The following is a 19,989-nucleotide window of genomic DNA, read 5'->3' on the forward strand; positions in this document are numbered from 1 at the left end:
GACATCGAAGACATTACCGGAGGGCCCTGGCGGCCTGAAAACGATCAATACGGCGCCGTTCGGCGCGACAAGGAGCGGGCGACGTTGACATCCCAAGCCGATCTCGACGCCTGTGCGCGCGAGCCCATACACATACCGGGCGCAATCCAGCCTCACGGGGCCCTGGTTGCGCTCGACATGACCTCTTCGACGCCGCTCTGGGCGTCACGGAACTTCGAGTCCAGACTGAAGTTCCGGCCAGAGAGAGAAAGTTTCACAACGGGAGCCATGGCGGATCTCTGCGACGCGATCGGCTCCTGGCGCCGCGGGGAGGAAAAGACGCTGCGCAAGGCCCTGCCCAAGGCAGGGTGCACGGCTTTCGTTCATCGCAGCGGCGATGTCGCGATCGTCGATTTCGAACCTCTGTCGGGTGATGCGACCGACGAACTGCTGTCGCATCTCGCAAACTTCGCGCCTTTGCTCGCCTCCCGGGCCGATATCGATGCGGCGCTCGAGGCGACGGCGCGGTTCGTCGGGCAGCTCAGCGGTTTCGATCGCGCCCTCGTCTACCGCTTCGACGAGGCCTGGAATGGCCAGGTGCTGGCGGAGTGGAATTCCGGCGCCCTGCCCTCCTATCTCGGCCTTCATTTCCCGGCCGACGACATTCCCGCGCAGGCCCGTCGTCTCTACGCCCTGAACCGCACGCGCATCATTCCCGATATCGACTATACGCCGGTGGATCTCGCCGCCCTGCATCCCGACGCCGGCGACCAGTTGGACCTGAGTTTCTCGCAGATCCGCAGCGTCTCGCCGGTGCATCTGGAATATATGCGCAACATGGGCACGGCCTCGTCCATGTCGATCTCGATCATGGTTTCGGGCCAGCTCTGGGGTCTGGTGGCCTGTCACAGCCGCGCGGCTCACTATGTGTCGCCGGCGCTCAGGGACGCCTGCGACTTCGCCGTGCAATCCTTGGCGATCCGCATCGCCTCGCAACGAGATTCCGAAAACGCGTCCCAGCGCGCCCGGCATGCCAGCGTCCACGGCCATTTGATCGGCGCCACGACATCGGCGGCGACCTGGAGCGAGGGCCTGTTGCGGGCTTCCGACCAGTTGCTCGCCTTCGTCTCGGCGAGCGGAGCCGCGATCGTTGAGGACGGCGACGACGTCAAGACCGTCGGCCGTGTGCCGCCCCTCGGCGACATCAAGCGCCTCATCGCCTGGCTGTCGGAGCGCGACGACGGTGACGTCGTCGTCACCGACCGTTTGTCGGAGATCTTCGATACAGACGGAAAAATGGTCGAGGTCGCGAGCGGCGTCATGGCGCTGCGCGTGTCGGAACTGCATCATAGCTGGCTGATCTGGTTTCGTCCGGAAGTGGTCCAGACCGTCACCTGGGGCGGACGTCCCCACAAGACGGTGTCGGAAAACGGACGCATTCACCCCCGCCATTCGTTCGACGCCTGGAAAGAACAGGTGCGCGGCAAATCGGCCCCCTGGCGCATGACGGAGGTCGAGGCGGCCCGGGCGTTGCGCGCCGCGATCATCAACATCGTGCTCAAGAAAGCCGAGGAGCTCGCCCAACTGAGCGATGAACTGCGTCGCTCGAACAAGGAGCTGGAGGCTTTCAGCTATTCGGTCTCGCACGACCTGCGTGCGCCGTTTCGCCATATCGTCGGCTTCGCCCAGCTGCTGCGCGAGCGAACGCCGGGGCTCGATGAAAAGTCCCGGCACTACCTCGCCACGATCACCGATTCCGCCATGGCGGCGGGCCGGCTGGTCGACGATCTCCTGAATTTCTCCCAGCTCGGTCGAACGGCGATGGCCTCCCGACCGGTGGACATGAACAAGCTGGTGGCCGAAGTCGTGCGCAGCCTTCAGCCTTCCCTCGAGGATCGCAAGATCGCCTGGACGATAGGAGACCTGCCGCCGGCGCATGGAGATCCGGGTCTCCTCCGCCAGGCCTGGTTCAATTTGATTGAAAACGCGGTGAAATACACCCGCCCGCGCGCCGAAGCGTCTATAGAGATTTCCGGACAGCGCATCGGCGACATCTCCACGTTCAGCGTCAGCGACAACGGCGTGGGCTTCGACATGGCCTATTACGGCAAGCTCTTCGGCGTCTTCCAGCGCCTGCAGCGCGTGGAGGATTTCGAGGGAACCGGCATCGGCCTGGCATTGACACGCCGCATCATCGAACGGCATGGCGGTGAAATATCGGCCACCGGCGAACCCGACGCCGGAGCGCGATTCGAGTTCCGTTTGCCGACAAATCCGAAAGGAGACAGGAAACTTGCCTGAACTTCGGCCCATTCTGCTCGTGGAGGATAGTCCGCGGGATCTTGAGCTGACGCTGACCGCTCTCGAAAAATGTCAGCTGGCCAACGAGATCGTCATCGCGCGCGACGGCGCCGAGGCGATCGACTATCTGTTCCGGGAAGGCGTGCAAGCCGAGCGCACGCCTGGCGATCCGACCGTGGTGCTGCTCGACCTGAAGCTTCCCAAAGTCGATGGTCTCGAAGTGCTGGAGCGCGTCAAGAGCAACGACAGGCTGCGCCACATCCCCATCGTCATGCTCACCTCGTCCCGCGAAGAACAGGACCTGATCCGCAGCTACGAACTCGGCGTTAACGCCTTCGTGGTGAAGCCGGTCGAGTTCAACGAATTTTTCAAGGCGATCCAAGATCTCGGCGTCTTCTGGGCGCTCCTCAACGAACCACCACCGGGAAATCGCCGTCATGACTGAGAATACCGCCGCGATCGCGAGCATATTGCTGCTCGAGGACAGCGTCATCGACGCAGAACTCATCTCCGAACAGATCGACCGCGTCGAACCGCGCCCGACGCTGACGATCGCCACCGGGAGGCAGGCCTTCGTCGATGCGCTCTCCAACGGCCGTTACGACCTCGTGCTGTCGGATTTTTCGCTGCCGGATTTCGATGGAATGGCCGCGCTGGACGTCGTGGTGGCGCAGGCGCCTGAAACACCGTTCATCTTCGTCTCCGGCGTGCTCGGCGAGGACGCGGCGATCGACGCTTTTCGCCGCGGCGCGACCGACTATGTTCTGAAACAGAGGCTGAACCGACTGCCCTCGGCCGTCGAACGCGCGCTTGCGGAAGCAAATGAGCGCAGTCGCCGGCGTCACGCCGAACAGCAGCGCGAAATCCTGGTGCGTGAACTCAGCCATCGCGTGAAAAACAACATGGCGGTGATGCTGTCGCTCGTGCGACGCACCGCGCGCGTCGCCAAGACCGTCGAGGATTTCGAGAGAAGCCTGAGCGCTCGCGTCACCGCGCTCGCCGATGGGCACGCGCTCCTGTTCGAAAACAATTGGAATGAAACCGCCCTGCTCGACGTGCTGACCCGCGCCGCGGCCAGCTTCGACGATCTCGAAAAGCGGATCGTGGTGGAGATGTCGCCGAATGTGCGCATCAGCCCGCGCATCGCGCTGTCGCTGTCCATGGCGTTTCACGAACTGATCGCGAATGCCGCCAAATTCGGCGCGCTGTCGTCGCAGCATGGCAGGGTTGATGTCGATTGGACGTTGGAGCCGCGCGAGGGCGACGCGCCGCTGCTTCACTTCACATGGGTCGAGAAGGGAGGGCCCGCCATCACCGCGCCGGGTCAGGGCGGGCTGGGATCGCGGTTGATCCGCAGCCTGATAGAATACGAGCTGGAAGGTCGCGCCATGATGGACTTCGGCCGGGACGGCCTGCGCTGCGTGCTCAGTTTTCCGCTGACTGAGGGGCTGCGGCCGCAGTGAAACTGTCGGCCAGGATTTTCGACAGGGCGTTGAAGTCACAAGGCTTGGTCACCATGGGCACATCGGCGAGCATGTCCCGGACGCCCGAAAGCTCGGCATAGCCGCTGCAGACGATGACGGGGATGCCGCGCGACTTCAGCGCTTCGATCACGGGCACGGACAGTTCACCGCGCAGGTTGAGATCGACGACGGCGCCATCGAGCCCGCCGGTCTCCACCTTCTCGAGTGCGGATTCGACGTTGGAGATCGGCCCGACGACTTGACAGCCCTGGCCGAGCAGAAAATCCTCCATATCCATGGCAATGAGAACGTCGTCCTCGAGAACCATCACGCGCCGCCCCCTGAGACCGCCGTTGAACCCACTCATCACCACACTCCATGTCGTCTTTTTGCGTTTATGGCGCGGCCGGACACTGGGCCCGCCGCTGGCGGAGACACAACGCCCCACGGCCCGAGAGGTTGCGCCGCATGCCGGCTTTTTTCCCGGCCGAACCAGACTTTTCGCAAAAACCCCTGGATTTCTCGGGCGCGTTAACTGTGAATTATTCGAAGGAGGTAATATAGCTGGAGAGAACGACCGCCACGACAGCGGATACGCGGAGGCGATATGCGGATTTGGCCCGACAAGAGAAACGGCTTGAACCATGCCGGCATGGTAGTGGTCGTCGGCCTTCTCCTCGTGGCGCTGAGCGCGACGCTGGCCGCCCTCGTCGTCCAGTCCGTCACCTCCATCTTTCACAACGCCGACCGCCTGGACGACGCCCGCGCCGTCTCCGCCGCGCAGGGCGCTTCCAAGGCGTTGCGCTCGCGACTCTCGGCTACATTGCGCGACAACGCGTTCTGGGACGACGCCTTCGAGGTCATGAAGACGCCTGACGCCCGACAGTGGATCATCGACAACTGGGCCTCCACCACCGAGGATTACCCCCTCTATGACACGGCTATCGTCTATGACGGTTTCAACAGACCCGTCGTGGCATATCATGCGGGGGTGGAGATTGCGCATGCGGAGCAGTTCTTCGACCTCTCCCTGTCGACGCTCCTTGCGCGGGCCCGAGATGTGGCGATCAACCGCGATCACTTGTCCGTCAGTTTCATACGCACCAGGATCGGAGTCGCCGTGGTCGGTGCCGCCCCCATCCAACCGAGCGTCATGCCGCCGGGACAATCATTCGGCCGGTCGCATGTGTTGTTGTTCGCCAAGCATATGACGCCGGGAATGATCGCGGACGTGCGCGGAACCTTCAATATTCGCGGTCTCACGCTCGCCAACGCGCCGGTGAAGGACAATCTCTCCATCGGACTGCGCAACATCAAGGGCGAGCGCATCGCCTATTTCGTCTGGCCGAGCCAGAAGCCCGGAAGCGCCAGTTACGAAAAGGTCGAACATATGCTGGCCACGGCCGCCGGGGTTTTCGTCGCCATCGTCGCGGCGATCATCGGCGTGGCCGCGTTGCTCCTGCGTGACGCCCGGCATCGGGAAAAATCCCTGGCTTGGCAGGCCGCGCACGATCCTTTGACCGGTCTTCTCAACCGCTCCGGGCTGTACGAGGCGGCGCAGAAGCGCTTCGAGGCCGCGACCAGGCCCGTACTGACGCTGCATCTCGTCGATCTCGATGGCTTCAAGGCCGTCAACGACATATGGGGCCATCCGGTCGGCGATCAGTTAATCCGCGAAGCCGCCAACCGCATCGCTCTCACGATCCCGTCGGATGCGGCGATCGCCCGCCTCGGCGGCGATGAATTCGCCGTTCTCTCCGACCGTCGCATGGCGTCCGACATCGGAGCGTCGATCCAGCAAGCGCTGTCGGCGCATTTCGATATTGACGGTCGCGTGATCAAGATCGGCGCGAGTGTCGGCGTAGCCTCCTCCGACCCGAACGCGGACGATATTCACGAATTGCTGCGCCGGGCCGATCTCGCGCTGTATCGCGCCAAGGAAATGGGCCGCGGCGTCAATGTCGATTACGAGGCGGGGCTCGACCGCGACGCCCGTCGGCAGCGGGATATGGAGCAGGACCTTCGCCAGGGCCTGGCGGATGGAGAGATCGACGTCGCTTTCCAGCCGTTGATCAATGCCCGCACGGGCGCGCTGGGCGGCGTCGAGGCGCTGGCGCGCTGGAAAAAACCGGATGGATCGCTCGTGCGGCCGGATCTCTTCATACCCGCGGCGGAGCGCTCCGGCTTGATCGACCAGCTCGGCCTGCGCATCGCCGAACTCGCCCTCAGGGCCGCGGCTCATTGGGGCGATACGGGGCTGGCGCTGAATATTTCGCCGATCCAGCTCAAGAATCCCTTCCTCGTCGCCAATCTCGCCGAAGTCATGCAGCGGAACCGATTTTCGCCCAGCCGACTGACGATCGAGGTCACCGAAGGCGTTCTGATATCCGACCCCGAACAGGCGCAGAAGACGTTCGACGCCTTGAGAGAGATGGGGGTGAAGATCGCGCTCGACGATTTCGGCTGCGGTTACGCCAGCATCGGCGCATTGCGAAAATTCGGCTTCGACAGACTGAAGATCGACCGCTCGCTGGTGAGTGATCTCGAAGCGGATGAAAACGCCAGCGCGGTGCTCAAAGCGACGATTTCGCTGGCCAATGCGCTGAATGTGGCGGTGACGGCGGAAGGGATCGAGACAGAGACGCAGGCCGCCTTCGCCAAACTGTCGGGCTGCGACGAATTGCAAGGCTATCATTTCTCCCGCCCGGTGACGGCCTCGGAAATCGCCGCGCGCTATTTTCCCCAACTGCGCCCCGCCGACAGGGTCGCCTGACGCCGGACTGCAAGCGCCGCGCTGCGGATTGCTCCGATGAAACCGACATATGCAATGTCGAACACCACCGGCGAAACCGTTTTCCCGGCGAGGAGCGTCGACGCCGGGCCGGGTCGCCAAAGTTCCTCAATCTGATCACAATTCGGTCTTTCGCAATAATTTCATCAATCGCGACCTTTAAGACGCTTTCCTAACACCCCGCCTTCGGATAGCGAATCGCGCTGGAACGGCATTAGCGAGACAAAGACATGGCAATCGTGACAGACCCGGCAGACATCACGCCTTCGGCGGAGCAGACGGCACGGACGCCGCGGCGCTCGGCGTTGGTAGGCCCCACATCGGCGGCGCGCTGGTTGCTGTTGTTCGTGCTGATTGCCGGCGTCTATTTTTTCTATGGCTTCGTCGTCCCGGTGCTGGCGGCCCTGGTGATCGGTTTCGCCACCTGGCCCATCTACAGGCGCATTCTCGCCGCCATGAATGGCCGGCGCACGCTGGCGGCCTCCATCGCCCTGATGCTGGTGATGGTGGTGATCATCGCGCCCTTGTCGCTCGCCATCGTCGCCGCCATCAAGGAAATCAAGGTCTGGAGCGCCTGGGCCATGGCGGCCAACGCGGCGGGAGCCCCCGCCCCCGCCTGGCTGCTGCAGATCCCGCTGGTCGGCGACTTCCTGAGCGAACAATGGACCCTGCATTTCGGCAAGCCGGGCGGCTTCGGCGAATTGGTGCAGGTGGTATCGGGCGCCAATATCGGCAATATCGGCCAGGGCGTGCTCGTCGTCGGCGCCACGGCCTTTCAAAAGATACTCAGCCTGCTGTTCATGCTGATCACGCTGCTCTTCGTCTATCGAGACGGCGAACATCTCGTCGCCCAGCTCGACCAGCTCGGCGAACAGGTGCTGCCCGGTCGCTGGCGGCGCGTCTCGCGCATCGTTCCCTTGACCATCAGCTCCACGGTTTCGGGCATGACGATCATCGCGATCGGCGAAGGCATCGTGCTCGGCGTCGCCTATTGGCTGGCCGGGGTTCCCTCCCCGGTAACGCTCGGGCTCATCACCGGCGTCATGGCGCTCATACCGGGCGGCGCGCCGCTGTCCTTCACGCTCGTGTCGATCTATCTCGCCGCCAGCGGCGATTTCATGGCCGGCGTGGCGTTGATCACATGGGGTTCGGTCGAACTGTTCATCGTCGACAAGACGCTCCGACCCAAGCTGGTGGGCGGCCCGATCAAGCTTCCGTTCCTGCCGACGTTTTTCGGTCTCGTCGGCGGCGTCAAGACCATGGGTTTCCTCGGTCTGTTCGTCGGCCCGGTGCTGATGGCGCTGCTGGTGTCGATCTGGCGGGAATGGGTCTACGAGGCCAAGCAGGCCAACGAGGCCATGCCCGAGATCACCCCGGATCCGCATCGCCCCTGAACGACGGCATTCTCATTGAAAAGGCCGGCGGATGCTCGATCCGCCGGCCTTTTCTTTTCGAACTCGGCCCGTTTGGGACTCGTTTTACCAGAGCTTGTTGATCTTCAGCATCACGGTTCGCCCTGCCCCGTAGGAGCAGACCAGCGGTCCCTGGCAACCCGTGACATACTCCTTGTCGAACAGATTGGTCGCGGTCAGGGAGACGCCGAGATTGTCTTTCTGATAGCGGATAGCGGCGTCGGCGACGACCGCATCGGGCACCCTGAGCGTATTGTCCATATCGGCCCAGCTCTTGCCCTGGTACCGCAGGCCGCCGCCGAGGCTGACGCCTTCGAGCATGCCGGCCGGCAGCTTGTAATCCAGCCAGGCCGAGGCGGAAACTTCCGGGATCAGATAGGGTGAATTGCCGACATAGGTCGCGATATTGTGCTTGGTGATGTCGAGATCGAGATAGGTGAAGCCGGCCACGGCCCGCCATTGCTCGGTCAGATCGACCTTGGCTTCCAGCTCGATCCCGCGAGACCTCACCTCGCCGACCTGCTCGCTGGCGTAGGTCGCAGGATTGGTGAGCGTCCAGTTCTGCTTGACGATCTGGAACACCGAGGCTGTGAAGACCCCCTCGATGAAATCGGGCTGGTATTTGACGCCTGCCTCGAGCTGGTAGCCTTCCTCGGGATCGAGTCCATCGCCGCCCGCGGTCGTGCCGATCACCGGATCGAAGAAGGTCGACGCGCTGACATAGGGCGTGACGCCGTTGGCGAATTCATAGGCGAGGCCGGCCCGGCCGCTCAGCGCCTTGTTGTCGGCGACATAGTCCGTTCCGCCGAGGTCGTAATCCGAATCCGTATGCACGAAGTCGTAGCGACCGTTGAGCGTGGCGACCCAGCCGGAGCCGAAACGCATCTGGTTCTGCGCGTAGAGACCGACCTGCTGCTGCACAAGATCCTGGACCAGGTAGGGAGAGGTGACGATGTCGGCGCCATAAGCGGGATCCAGCACGCTGATCGGCGCCGCATAACCCGACGCCTGCACCTGGTCGATGCCGAAATACCGATAGTCGATCCCGACCATCAGATCATGGCTGACGGGGCCGGTGTCGAAGGAGCCCTCGGCATGCGTATCGACATTGAAGGAGTCGACGCTGGTCCGATGCTCGAAGCCGATCCGGTAGAATTCGGCATTGGCCGCATCCGCCGACGAGCAATCGCTGAAATAGGTGACGGCGTCATAGCAGCCATAGGTGTAAGGCGCGTTTTCGTACTTCTTCACATGTCCGTAGCGCAGCGTCTGCTTGAGCGTGACGCCGTTTTCCAGCTCGTGCTTGAAGCTGTAGCCGATCAGGGTCTGGCGTGAGGAGCCTTCGTCGAGATCGGGCTCGCTGTAGAAGTTGTCCGGATCGATCCTGCCGAACGGCGCGTTCTTCACCGTGCCGTAATAGGGAAGGAAGCTGCCTGCGCCGTGGCGCTGGTCGAGCGTCGAATAATAAGCGAAGACGTTGAGTGTGGTGGCGTCGTCGGGGCTCCAGGTCAGCTGCGGCATCACCGCGGCGCGCAGATCGTTGCCGTAGTCGGTCTGGTAGTTTCCGCCCGACACCTTGGCCGTCATGCGATAGCTGAAAGCGCTGTCCTTGATCGCGTTGGACGCGTCGATGCCGACATAGCCGTTGCCGAAATTGTTGACGCCGGCTTCCGTCGAGAGGAGCGGCTCGGCGGTCGGCGTCTTGCGGACCATGTCGATGATGCCCCCGGGGCTGCCGCCGCCATACAGCGCCGACGACGGCCCCTTGAGCACGGTGATCCGGTCCAGGAAATAGGAATCGATCTGGAAACCGCCGAACCCATAGCTCTGGAGATTGAGGCCATCGAGAAAGCCGCCGGTCTGGGTGGCGTCGAAACCGCGAATATAGACCCAGTCGGTGTCGGGATCGCTGCCGAACGGCTGGGCGGTGACGCCCGAGGCGTAGCGCAGCGCTTCGTCGATCTTGCCGGATACGGCGCGATCCTCGATCTCCTCGCGACCGATCACGCTGACCGATTGCGGCACGCGGTTGATCGGCATGGCGGTCTTGGCGCCCGCTTCGGTCGCCACGGCGGCGTAGCCGTCCACCGGACCGGTCGCTTCGGCCGCCTTGTCCGTCTCGACGACGAGCTTCTTGAGCTGGGTGGCTTCCTGCGCGAGGGCGCCTTGCGCCGAAAGGATCGCGGTCGCCGCGACGCCGGCCGCAAGCCAAGGCGCGAGACGCGCCTTTCTGATTCTTCGTGTCATGCCTGTCCCCTTCGCGGGCGCTCACGCGCCTGCTTCTCGCTTGATGATAAGATGACTCGATAAGTCATCTTATCCCGAGCCGCTTGACCATTCTTTTGCGGGCTTGAACGTTTTTGCGCAAAATCACCAGCATTGACGGCCGCGCCGTTCAATCAGCCTGATCCCGACGCCAGACCGATGGCGGAGATCCGACATGCCGGCGGAACATCCGGGTCAGGTGCGCCGCGTCCGAAAACCCCATTTCCGCCGCGATCTCCGCGAGCGGCTGACGCGTCTCGATCAGCCTCGCTTTGACGCGACTGATCCGCGCCCGCATCTGCCACTGATGCGGCGGCAGGCCGGTGGACGCCTTGAAGGCGTGGCTGAAATAGCAGGCGGACAGGCCGGCGATCGTGGCGAGCTCATCGAGCCGGATGGTCCGAAGGCAATTATCCTCGATGAAATCGGTCACCTGGCGCAGCTGCCATTGCGCGAGCTTGCCGCCCATCCGCCGTTCGGAAGCGGGCAGTTTCATCACGGCGAGCAGCAACGACAAAGCCAGGCCGTCGCCATAGAGATCATGCAGCGGCTCGTCCGCCAGGCATTCCTGCGCGAGAAGCTCGGACAGCGCGAAGAGCTGCGGCTCCGACATCATCAATCGCGGTCTCTGAAAGGCCGCGGCCGCGTAATCCGCACCCAATCTGCGTTCCAGCGTATCGGCGTCGAAATGCAGATCGAGATGCCGAACCGAGCGGATGCCGTGCGAATAGGCCTCGATATCCATGCCGGCCGGAATGAAGGAGATGAACGGCGCGACGCTGCGCGCGCGACTGTCGCCGCCGATCTCCCGCATCTCAAACAACGCGTCGCTGCCGCCATCCGCGGCGAGCGCGACGAACAGGCGAGGATCCCGGGCGCTGTAGAAGCCGCCAGCCCCCGGCGCGCAGGTCACATCCCAGAGGTCGGCCGCCATGCCGTTCCAGTATCGCCGATGGAAGTAGCGCTCGACGGTGTAGCCGCCGATGCGGTTGCTCATGCGGGGAACGAAATTCATCGAGACGCGAAACCTTATCCATGGCGGCGGCATGGGCCGCAAGCTAACTTGACTTGCCTTATCATATTATATAGCGGCGTTTCAACGCGGCTGACGCCGCAGGCCTCCGTGAAACGGGCGGAGCGAAAGGAACTGACATGTCTCATACAAAGCCGGTCTTCTCCACACGCAGCCTCAGTTTCAAGATTTCGGACCGGCAGCTTCTGGACGACGTGTCGATCGATTTCAAGAGCGGCTCGGTTTCGGCCCTGATCGGCCACAACGGATCGGGAAAATCCACGCTTCTCAAGCTGCTGGCGCGGCAGATTGCGCCAACGGGCGGCGACATTTTGTTTTCCGGCGAAACTGTCGCCGCCTTCGGCGCCCGCCGCTTCGCCCGCGAGGTCGCCTATCTGCCGCAGGACCTCACGGCGGCGGCCGGCATGACGGTGGGTGAACTGGCCGCAGCCGGCCGCTACCCCTGGCATGGCGCGCTCGACCGCTTTACGGCGCTCGACCGCGCCAAGGTCGAAGAGGCGCTCGACATCACCCACACCGCCGCAATGCGCGACCGGTTGGTGGAAACCCTGTCCGGCGGCGAGCGGCAGCGCGCCTGGATCGCCATGCTGATGGCCCAGGACAGCCGTTGCCTGCTTCTGGACGAACCGACTTCGGCGCTCGACATCGCCCACCAGCTCGAACTTCTCGCCTTGATCCGCCGCCTGTCTCGAGAAAAGTCGCTGTCGGTGATCATCGTACTGCACGACGTCAACATGGCTGCCCGTTTCACCGACGACATCCACGCCCTGAAGGGCGGCCGACTGGTCGCCTCCGGTCCGGCGCGCGCCATCATGACCGATGACACGCTGCGCATGATTTACGGCGTCGACATGACGGTGATGCCGCATCCCGCCCTCGACATTCCGCTCGCCTATGTTTCCTGATCGCCTCCCCCTCAGCCGCCGCGCGGTGATCGCCAGCCTCGCCGTCGCGCCCCTGGCCTTTTCGGCCCGCGCCGAGACGCCGCGCTTCCGCCGCATCGCCACGCTCGACTACGCCGTCGCCTCGACGCTGATCGAGACGGGTGGCGCGCTCGCCGCCGTCGCCGAAGCCGCCGATTGGGACAAATGGATGGGCGCGCCTGCCTTGCCAGCCGGCGTCGTCAATCTCGGCAGCGCCTGGGAGGTGAATTTCGAACTGCTGGCGGCGCTGAAACCCGATCTCATCATCACCACGCCTTTTCTCGACGCCTTGCTGCCGAAGCTGAAAGATATCGCGCCCTGCCTGCGCATCTCCGTCTTCGACGGCTCGGGCGAGCCGGTGCTGCCGAAGGCGATCTCCGAAACACGGCGCATGGGAGACTATCTCGGCGCGTCAGCATCGATGTCGGCCTATCTCGACCGGTCCGATCGGCTGTTCGCCGACTGCCGCGACCGTCTCGCGCGCCTGCCGGAGCGCGAAGTCCTGATGTTTTATCTGATCGACGACCGCCACGCCTATGTCTATGGCGCGCCGGGCCTCTATCAGGGCGCGCTCGACCGCCTGGGCCTGAGCAACGCCTGGACATCGCCCTGCAACTATTGGGGTTTCACCGCGACCGGCCTCGAAGGCCTCGGCGCGGCGGCGGGCGACGGCGTCCACGCCATTCTGTTCGAGCCGACGCCGCGGGACGTCATGACCAGGATCGGCGACAGCCCAATCTGGAAGGCGCTGCCCTTCAATCGCACGGGACGCCTGTCCATCCTGCCGCCTGCGCTCGCTTTCGGGATGGTGGGCGAGGCCACGCGTTTTGCGCGCCTTCTGACATCGGCGATCGAGGCGCGCTCATGACCCTTTCCGCTTTCGACCCGCGCCGCAGCCCGCTCGCGCTCACGGTCACGCTCATGGTGCTCGCAGGTTTGCTGGTCTTCAGCAGAATCGACCGGTTTCTTGCGCTCGACCCGTCCGCCGTCGATTACGAGATGGCGCGGCTCGTCTTCCTGAACGCCGCTTTGCCGCGCATCGCAACCGCGCTGATGGTCGGGGCGGCGCTGTCGCTGTCCGGCGCGATCCTCCAGCAGGCGCTGCGCAATCCGCTCGCTTCGCCCACCACGCTCGGCATCGCAGCCGGCGCGCAACTAGCGCTCGCCGCCACGATGCTCTATGCGCCCGCGCTCCTCTCCCTTGGTCGGGACGGGATCGCGCTTGTGGGCAGCGCCGTCGCTGCGGGCCTCGTCTTTCTGATCGGCGCCCGGCGCGGCCTCACCCCTTTCTCGCTGGTGCTGTCGGGCATGGTGATCAGCCTGTGGTGCGGCGCTTTGTCGGCCATCCTGATCCTGATGAACGATCGCTATCTGGTCGGCCTGTATGTCTGGGGCGCGGGCTCGCTGTCGCAGCAGAGTTGGGCGGTCCCGCTCGCGCTGGCGCCGAAACTCGCAATCCTCTCGGCGCTCGCCTTTCTGGTCATCCGGCCGCTCGGCCTGCTCGATCTCGGCGAGGAGGGCGCCGCCGGCCGCGGCCTGTCGATCCGTTACGCCCGGTTCGCCGCGGTCGCCATCGCCGTGACGCTCGCCGCCGTCGCCACCGCCGCCGTCGGGGTGATTGGCTTCATCGGTCTCGTCGCGCCGCTGCTCGCCCGGATCAGCGGCGCACGTCGGCCGCTGTCGCTGTTCGTCTGGTCGAGCCTGATCGGCGCGGCGCTGCTGACGCTGACCGACGCGGCGCTCGTGGCCATGCTCGGCGATCTCTCGGATTCGCTGCCGACCGGAGCCGTCACCGCCGTCTTCGGCTCGCCGCTGCTGCTCATCCTGTTGCCGCGGCTGAAAACGCGCTTTCGCGCCAGCGCCGCTCCGACGACCTCGCAACGCTCCACCCCGGGCTGGACGCCGGTTCTGGCTATTGTCCTGGCGACCCTGATCATCGTCATCGCCCTGTTCGTCGGCCGCGGCCTCGACGGCGGTTTCGAGCTGTCCCTGGGTCAGGCGCTTTACGATGTGATGCCCTATCGCGCGCCCCGCATCTTCGCAGCCATCGGCGCGGGGGCGATGCTGGCCGTGGCGGGCGTCATCCTACAACGGCTGACCGGCAACGAGATGGCCAGCCCGGAGGTTCTGGGGATCAGCGCCGGTGCGACCATGGGCATGGCGCTGTCGCTTTTGGTGGTGGCCACCCCTGTCCTGGCGCTGCAACTCGGCTTTGCCGGCCTCGGCGCGGGTTGCGTGCTGCTCGGCATCCTCGCCATGGGGCGCAGATCGGGCTTCGCCGCCGAGCGGGTGCTGCTGACCGGCGTGGCGATCAGCGCCATGGCGGACGCCCTGTCCGGCGCCCTGAGCGCGATGGGCGATCCGCGCGGCATGGCGCTGATGCGCTGGATGAGCGGCTCGACCTATGCGGTCGATGTTCAGACCGCCGTGATGTCGCTGGTCGCGATGCTCGTCCTCGTCGCGCTGGCGACGCTGGCGCGACGTTGGCTGCAGATCCTGCCGCTCGGCCCGGCGCCGGCGCAGGCGCTGGGTCTCGCATTACCGAAGATACGACTGGCGCTCTATGCGCTGGCGGCATTGCTCACAGCCGCCGCGACGCTGACGGTCGGACCGATGAGTTTTATTGGCCTAATGGCGCCGCATCTCGCCCGCGAAGCCGGCCTGCGCCATGCCGGCGCCCAGACGCTCGGTGCGGCCCTGATCGGCGCGGCCCTGATGGCGCTGGCGGATTGGTGCGGCCGCATGCTCGCCTTCCCCTATCAGATCCCGGCCGGCCTGGTGTCGGCGATGATCGGCGCGCCGATGCTGGCTCTGCTGATGAACCGCCGACGCGGCTGACGGCGCGGCCTTTCGATTTCGAAAAGGATTTGCCTATAGGGTCGGGCTGTCACAACCGCCCGCGCCATTCAGGAGCCGACATGTTCTTCTTTCTGTCCAAGCTCGTCGACACGCTGATCCTGCCGTCCAACATCATGGTCGCGCTTGGCGCTCTCGCGACGTTGCTGCTGTTGGTCGGCTGGCGCCGGCTCGGATATGTCGCGGGCGCGCTGGCGCTCGCCATTCCGCTCGCCGCGGGTTTCACCCCGCTCGGCAATCTGCCGGTCGCCGTGCTGGAGGATCGCTTCCCGGTTCCCGACCTCACCGAGCCGCCGACCGGCGTGGTGATGCTCGGCGGCGCGGTCGACCTGCATCTGTCCGTCACGCGGGGTCAGGTGATTCTCAACGACGCCGCGGAACGGGTGACCGAGACGGCGGCGCTCGCCAATCGCTTCCCGACCATGCGCGTCTTTCTCTCGGGCGGCTGGAGTTCGGACACCGACAAGGGTCGCGTCAGCGAATCCTCCTTCGCCCGGCAGGCGCTGATCGGCATGGGCGTCGCCCCCGAACGGATCGAGATGGAGGAGAATTCCCGCACGACCTTCGAAAACGCCGTCGAAACCAGGAAGGCGATCGAGCCGAAGCCCGGCGAGCGTTGGCTGCTGTTGACCTCCGCCTCGCATATGCCGCGTTCGGTGGCGGTGTTCCGCGAACAGGGGCTGGACCTTGTCCCCTACCCGGTCGACTACCGCACCCGGGGATTGGCCCATCCGCTCAACCGTCCGCGTTCCACGGCGGTCGGCCTGACCAATCTCGATCTCGCCGCCCATGAATGGATCGGCCTTGTCGGCTACTGGCTGTCGGGGCGGACCAAGACGCTCATGCCGGCCCGCTGAGCCCTTTCCGTCCGCCGCGCGCTTTTCCGAAATCGTTGCGTTCTCAGGCAAAGCAGTTGGAATGTCCGACGGACCCTCGGCTCGTCATCGACATGCGACGTCTCCCTCTGCTTGAGATCGGCTCGCGGTGCGATACGTCTCCGGACGACGCGTGATTGTCCGATCAATCCGAGGAGATCTTGGTCGACGTTTGCAGCGCGTAGACATCCACGGGATGGTTCAGACCCTTCAGCACATGCGGCCCGACGCTGTCGACCTCGTCCCAACAACCGGCGCGCTCGACGAAATCACCGGAAAGCAGAACGCTTCGGCCGATATCCTTGGTCAGGGTTTCTAGCCGAGACGCGATATTGACCACAGGACCGATGGCGGTGAAATCGAGCCGACGACGCGAGCCGATATTGCCATACATGACGTCGCCGATATGCACGCCGGTCCCGAAGCGGAGATTGGGCAGGCCCCGCTCCTCATGAACCAGGTTCAGCGCCTCCATGCGCCGGCGAGTGTCGCGGATTGCGAGCAGCAGCTTGGCGCAGGCTTCCGGGTCCGACAGCGGAAATATCGCAAGCAGCCCGTCGCCCATGAATTTGAGGATCTCGCCGCCCTGCCGCTCGATCGGCTCGGACAGCGCATCGAAATAGGCGTTGAGCATGTCGATGACGTCGTCGCGCGGCCAGAGATCGGACAGCGACGTGAAATCGCGAAGATCGCAGATCATGATCGCCGCCTCGATCGTCGCCCCGCTGCCACGGGTCGAGGCGCCGGCGAGGATCTGCTCGCTGGCATGCGGGCCGACATAGGTCTCGAGCAGCGTGCGCGCCATGCGATTCTTGACGCGGACCTCGGACGCCAGAGCGAAGATCGGCAGGATATCGCGGAGCGCGACGATCTCCCAATCCCGGAAACCGCCGGGCCGATCGCTGGAAAAGGTGATGATGTGCTTCTTGTCCAGCGTGTATTCGAGCGGCCAGGCGAGATATTCGGTGAGGCCCTGGCGGTAGAGATCGCCATACAATGGGAAAGGCTCGTCGAGCGCGGGATCGCCGAGGATCTGCCGTACCTCGTTGACGCCGCTATAGAGCAACCGGGCCGGGCTGCGCTGGAATTGCGGCGTCTCTTCGATGCCGTAGTCGAACGTGTCGATTTCCGCCTCGACCATGCCGCGCCGCCACAGAATCCGCGCGCCGAGCCATTGCGGATGATGCACCCTCAGGTGAATGGTCGCGCGACCGATCATCAGGCCGGCGGCGTTCAGGCGCTCACACATGTCGAGAAACAGGTTGTCCAGAAATCTCTCGCTGCGCGTCTCGCCGACCAGCCAGTCCAAAACCGGATTGCGCGCCACGGGCCATACGGGTTCGCCCACGCCGTCATGGTCTGGTCGCGCGGCTCTTTGATCGTCCTGCGCTATCGTCATTCTCTGTATGCCCTCTCGACTGTCCGACCGCCGCCCAAAACCGTTTCACAAACAGCCCCAAAGTCCGGGTCGGCAATCGCTTAGCAGACATAGTTTCCTCGGAGCGGATTGTAAGGCCACGGATCTGAAAAAAACTCGCTGTGGTCGAGACGGTACACCGCCCCGCCGGCGGCGCAAGCCCGATTGCGCGGGAGGGTCGTCATGCGAACGACGATCGAAATGGAAAGCCCGCCGATCGGAACGGCGGGCGAGAGGTTTCAGGCCGAGATCTTCAGATCAATCGTCGGCGCATTTGGTGACCACGACCGAGCAGCCGCTGTCGTTTTTCTTGCAGACCCGCATGGCCTTGCGCTCGGCTTCGCCCATGTGATCGCCCCAATTGGCGCCCCAGCCGCCATTCGCGCCGGCGGCCAGCGAACCGCAGGCGTTCTTGAAATAGGTTGCGACCTCACAGTCATTGGCGCGGTCGCCGCAATTGCCCAGGGCTTCGCGCTCGGCGGCGCGGCGGGTGCTGAAGCCCGTGCTCCAGCCATAGGATCCCGTGCTGCCGGAATAGGCGATCGCTCCGAAAAGATCGTCAGCCAGCGCTGCGACCGGGCTCGCCATCGCAGCCGAGGCGATGGCGCAAGCGAGAAGAAACTGTTTCATTGCGGAGAACTCCCCTTTGTTTTCCCAAAATTTACGGGCCTTGCCCTACCCGGCCGGCAGTAAATCACGTCGGCCGCGAGACCTTCAATCGACATTTTAGCTGCACCCAAAATAAGTTTACAGCGCAGGCGCCGGGATAGGCGGTTTGCCTAGCCGTCAGGCCCCGTGCTAGCGTCACGGCGCATCAGCGGAGACAGTGATGGCCGTTCGGATCGGAACATTCAACATCGAAAACCTATTGAATCGCTTCGATTTCACCGGCTTTCGCAATCAGCTCCGCCAGGACCGCGCCCTCAGGCTCTACACGATCGATTCGGAAGCCGACTATCGCCGGCTGGAGGAGGCGCGCATGATCGCCTCCACCGACGACACACGACAGCATTCGGCGCTGGCCATCGCCGACGCGGACGCCGATATTCTCTGCCTGCAGGAGGTCGAAAGCCTCGAGGCGCTGAACGCCTTCGAATACGGCTATCTCTACAAGATGGTCGGCGAAGGCTATCGGCAGAAATATCTGATCAAGGGAAACGACAGCCGCGGCATCGAGGTGGCGGTGATGATGCGCGAACGCACCCGCGACGGCGCGCCGATCGAATTCATCGACATACGCAGCCACGCCGCCGTGACCTTCCGCGATTTCGGCCTCTACGACGAAGCTCTGACCGCGACGGAAAAGCCCGACGACCGAATCTTCCGGCGCGACTGCCTGGAGCTGGACGTCCGGATCGGCGGCAAGCGCCTGACGGTGTTCGTCAGCCATTTCAAGTCCATGACCAGCCCGCGCGACGGCATGGACGGCCGCACGGCCACCATGGCGCTGCGCCGCGCCGAGGCGCGCGCCGTCAGGCGCATCATCGAGACGCGGTTCGGCCAGGGCGTCACCCATCGCAACTTCGTCATTTGCGGCGACATGAACGACTACCAGGAAAAGCTGCTGATCTCCGGCGACCGCCGAACGGGCTTCGCCTTCACGCCGACGGAAGAGCGCGAAAGCGCGCTCGACGTGTTCAGCGGCGACGGCTTCGCCGAGAACGTCGTCAGGCGCCGCGCGCCCGACGATCGCTGGACCCTGTTTCACGCCCGGGGACTCGAGGAACGGCATCTCTGCCAGCTCGATTACATCTGGCTGTCGCCGTCGCTGTCCGAAGCCAATCCCGCGGCCGCGCCCGATATCGTCAGGTCCGGTCAACCGTTCCGCACCCCCTTTCCGCCTGGGCAGGAGGTCGAGCGCTATCCCCGCATCGGCTGGGACCGGCCGAAGGCGTCCGATCATTGCCCCGTCGTCATGGAGCTCCATCTGCCGTGAACATCGATCACGATCTCGAAAACGCCGGTTTCCCGCCGGCCGGTCAGGTGTTTCCGCTCGCCGCCCATACCCTCGTCGTGCATGACGGCGATCATCCCTGGGTTCTGGAAAACCAGGCGGCGATCGAGGAAAACTGGGCGCGCGAAGTCGCAGCCAATCCCGCTTTGTTCAACGGCCGCATGGTCTTCCAGCGTCGCTTGTCCCTGGTCGACGATCGCATCGAAGGCGAAGCCTATCTGGCGCCCTTCGCCACCTTCCTGCATTGGCGGCGTCTGGCGCGTCCGGCAGGCGGATACCACCTTTTCGCCCTGCCCTTGCCGATCTCGTCGGACGGCGCGCTGATCGCCATACGCATGGGGGCCCACACCGCCAATCCCGGCAGGGTTTATTGCGCGGCGGGCTCCATGGACGAAAACGACGTCGTATCAGGCCGTTGCGATCTCGACTTCAACATGCGCCGGGAGGTGCTGGAGGAAACCGGCTTCGACATCGCGACCGCCCGCGCCGATGCGCAAACCTACGCCGTGCAATCGGACAATACCGTCACCGTGTTTCGGCGCTTCTTCTTCGACCTGACCGCGCAGGAGATGCTCGATCGCATCGCCGCCCATGTCGCCGCCGACCCTGAACCGGAAATCGACGGCGCGCTGGCGATTCGCGACTCGGATCCCGCGGCGCACGACTATCCCGCCTTCATGCCCCCCCTGCTCACCTGGCTGTTCGACCGGAAAGGATGAC

The 19,989-nt window shown here is 64.3% G+C and carries 16 protein-coding genes; 11 read left to right on the forward strand and 5 right to left on the reverse strand.

The features are described from left to right. The first annotated feature begins 84 nt into the window (after positions 1-84). Genes OCK01_RS02715 through OCK01_RS02725 form a run of 3 tightly spaced genes read left to right on the forward strand, consistent with a single transcriptional unit; the run spans position 85 to position 3,743 of the window. Positions 85-2,280, forward strand: coding sequence for an ATP-binding protein (locus OCK01_RS02715; RefSeq protein WP_263822588.1), 2,196 nt, complete (start codon positions 85-87; stop codon positions 2,278-2,280). Then, positions 2,273-2,725 carry a response regulator gene (locus OCK01_RS02720; RefSeq protein ID WP_182829089.1) on the forward strand — a complete coding sequence of 151 codons (453 nt, stop codon included), beginning with the start codon at positions 2,273-2,275 and terminating at the stop codon, positions 2,723-2,725. Before OCK01_RS02715 ends, OCK01_RS02720 begins: the two co-directional genes overlap by 8 nt. Further along, complete coding sequence (locus OCK01_RS02725) at positions 2,718-3,743, forward strand: sensor histidine kinase (protein WP_263822589.1); 1,026 nt, start codon at positions 2,718-2,720, stop codon at positions 3,741-3,743. Before OCK01_RS02720 ends, OCK01_RS02725 begins: the two co-directional genes overlap by 8 nt. Here the strand turns inward: OCK01_RS02725 and OCK01_RS02730 are convergent. After that, positions 3,706-4,110, reverse strand: a complete 405-nt coding sequence (locus OCK01_RS02730; protein ID WP_182829087.1) for a response regulator — start codon at positions 4,108-4,110, stop codon at positions 3,706-3,708. The genes OCK01_RS02725 and OCK01_RS02730 overlap by 38 nt on opposite strands. 240 nt (positions 4,111-4,350) lie before the next feature. Here OCK01_RS02730 and OCK01_RS02735 point away from each other — a divergent pair, with 240 nt between their 5' ends. Together OCK01_RS02735 and OCK01_RS02740 are read left to right on the forward strand one after the other, a co-directional pair. Continuing rightward, complete coding sequence (locus OCK01_RS02735) at positions 4,351-6,516, forward strand: putative bifunctional diguanylate cyclase/phosphodiesterase (protein WP_263822590.1); 2,166 nt, start codon at positions 4,351-4,353, stop codon at positions 6,514-6,516. Positions 6,517-6,764: 248 nt separating this feature from the next. Continuing rightward, entirely contained in the window at positions 6,765-7,928 is a 1,164-nt protein-coding gene (locus OCK01_RS02740; protein ID WP_182829086.1) for an AI-2E family transporter, read from the forward strand. A gap of 84 nt (positions 7,929-8,012) precedes the next feature. Here the strand turns inward: OCK01_RS02740 and OCK01_RS02745 are convergent, their stop codons facing one another. Both OCK01_RS02745 and OCK01_RS02750 read right to left on the reverse strand, forming a co-directional pair. Continuing rightward, positions 8,013-10,193, reverse strand: coding sequence for a TonB-dependent siderophore receptor (locus tag OCK01_RS02745; RefSeq protein WP_263822591.1), 2,181 nt, complete (start codon positions 10,191-10,193; stop codon positions 8,013-8,015). 148 nt (positions 10,194-10,341) lie between these two features. Continuing rightward, complete coding sequence (locus tag OCK01_RS02750) at positions 10,342-11,226, reverse strand: helix-turn-helix domain-containing protein (RefSeq protein WP_263822592.1); 885 nt, start codon at positions 11,224-11,226, stop codon at positions 10,342-10,344. A 137-nt stretch (positions 11,227-11,363) separates the two neighbouring features. Between OCK01_RS02750 and OCK01_RS02755 the strand changes: the two genes are divergently transcribed. The 4 genes from OCK01_RS02755 (at position 11,364) to OCK01_RS02770 (ending at position 15,880) form a co-directional block, all read left to right on the forward strand. Next, positions 11,364-12,149: an ATP-binding cassette domain-containing protein gene (locus OCK01_RS02755; RefSeq protein ID WP_263822593.1), complete on the forward strand. Its 786-nt coding sequence runs from the start codon at positions 11,364-11,366 to the stop codon at positions 12,147-12,149. 25 nt (positions 12,150-12,174) lie between these two features. Further along, entirely contained in the window at positions 12,175-13,035 is an 861-nt protein-coding gene (locus tag OCK01_RS02760) for an ABC transporter substrate-binding protein (protein WP_263822594.1), read from the forward strand. Beyond that, positions 13,032-15,005, forward strand: coding sequence for a Fe(3+)-hydroxamate ABC transporter permease FhuB (gene fhuB / locus OCK01_RS02765; RefSeq protein WP_263822595.1), 1,974 nt, complete (start codon positions 13,032-13,034; stop codon positions 15,003-15,005). The genes OCK01_RS02760 and fhuB overlap by 4 nt, the downstream gene beginning before the upstream one ends. Positions 15,006-15,085: 80 nt before the next feature. Then, positions 15,086-15,880, forward strand: coding sequence for a YdcF family protein (locus tag OCK01_RS02770; RefSeq protein WP_263822596.1), 795 nt, complete (start codon positions 15,086-15,088; stop codon positions 15,878-15,880). Between the two features lie 163 nt (positions 15,881-16,043). Here the strand turns inward: OCK01_RS02770 and OCK01_RS02775 are convergent, their stop codons facing one another. After that, the gene (locus OCK01_RS02775) at positions 16,044-17,297 is read right to left on the reverse strand and encodes an adenylate/guanylate cyclase domain-containing protein (protein ID WP_263822597.1); all 1,254 of its coding nucleotides are present in this window, start codon (positions 17,295-17,297) and stop codon (positions 16,044-16,046) included. A 276-nt stretch (positions 17,298-17,573) separates the two neighbouring features. Further along, entirely contained in the window at positions 17,574-17,945 is a 372-nt protein-coding gene (locus OCK01_RS02780; protein ID WP_182829079.1) for a DUF4189 domain-containing protein, read from the reverse strand. 199 nt (positions 17,946-18,144) lie between these two features. Between OCK01_RS02780 and OCK01_RS02785 the strand changes: the two genes are divergently transcribed. Then, on the forward strand, positions 18,145-19,251 hold the full coding sequence (locus OCK01_RS02785; protein ID WP_263822598.1) for an endonuclease/exonuclease/phosphatase family protein: 1,107 nt from the start codon (positions 18,145-18,147) through the stop codon (positions 19,249-19,251). Beyond that, entirely contained in the window at positions 19,248-19,988 is a 741-nt protein-coding gene (locus tag OCK01_RS02790; RefSeq protein WP_263822599.1) for an NUDIX hydrolase, read from the forward strand. Before OCK01_RS02785 ends, OCK01_RS02790 begins: the two co-directional genes overlap by 4 nt. Position 19,989: the final 1 nt, after the last annotated feature.

This window comes from Rhizobium sp. TRM95796, from assembly GCF_025779995.1.
In the GTDB taxonomy this organism is placed as follows: domain Bacteria; phylum Pseudomonadota; class Alphaproteobacteria; order Rhizobiales; family Rhizobiaceae; genus Rhizobium_E.

Coding starts and splice junctions, on each gene's coding strand:
- OCK01_RS02725 (WP_263822589.1), top strand. CDS start 2,718: ATGACTGAGAATACCGCCGCGATCGCGAGCATATTGCTGCTCGAGGAC.
- OCK01_RS02730 (WP_182829087.1), bottom strand. CDS start 4,110: ATGAGTGGGTTCAACGGCGGTCTCAGGGGGCGGCGCGTGATGGTTCTC.
- OCK01_RS02735 (WP_263822590.1), top strand. CDS start 4,351: ATGCGGATTTGGCCCGACAAGAGAAACGGCTTGAACCATGCCGGCATG.
- OCK01_RS02740 (WP_182829086.1), top strand. CDS start 6,765: ATGGCAATCGTGACAGACCCGGCAGACATCACGCCTTCGGCGGAGCAG.
- OCK01_RS02745 (WP_263822591.1), bottom strand. CDS start 10,193: ATGACACGAAGAATCAGAAAGGCGCGTCTCGCGCCTTGGCTTGCGGCC.
- OCK01_RS02750 (WP_263822592.1), bottom strand. CDS start 11,226: ATGAATTTCGTTCCCCGCATGAGCAACCGCATCGGCGGCTACACCGTC.
- OCK01_RS02755 (WP_263822593.1), top strand. CDS start 11,364: ATGTCTCATACAAAGCCGGTCTTCTCCACACGCAGCCTCAGTTTCAAG.
- fhuB (WP_263822595.1), top strand. CDS start 13,032: ATGACCCTTTCCGCTTTCGACCCGCGCCGCAGCCCGCTCGCGCTCACG.
- OCK01_RS02770 (WP_263822596.1), top strand. CDS start 15,086: ATGTTCTTCTTTCTGTCCAAGCTCGTCGACACGCTGATCCTGCCGTCC.
- OCK01_RS02775 (WP_263822597.1), bottom strand. CDS start 17,297: ATGACGATAGCGCAGGACGATCAAAGAGCCGCGCGACCAGACCATGAC.
- OCK01_RS02780 (WP_182829079.1), bottom strand. CDS start 17,945: ATGAAACAGTTTCTTCTCGCTTGCGCCATCGCCTCGGCTGCGATGGCG.
- OCK01_RS02785 (WP_263822598.1), top strand. CDS start 18,145: ATGGCCGTTCGGATCGGAACATTCAACATCGAAAACCTATTGAATCGC.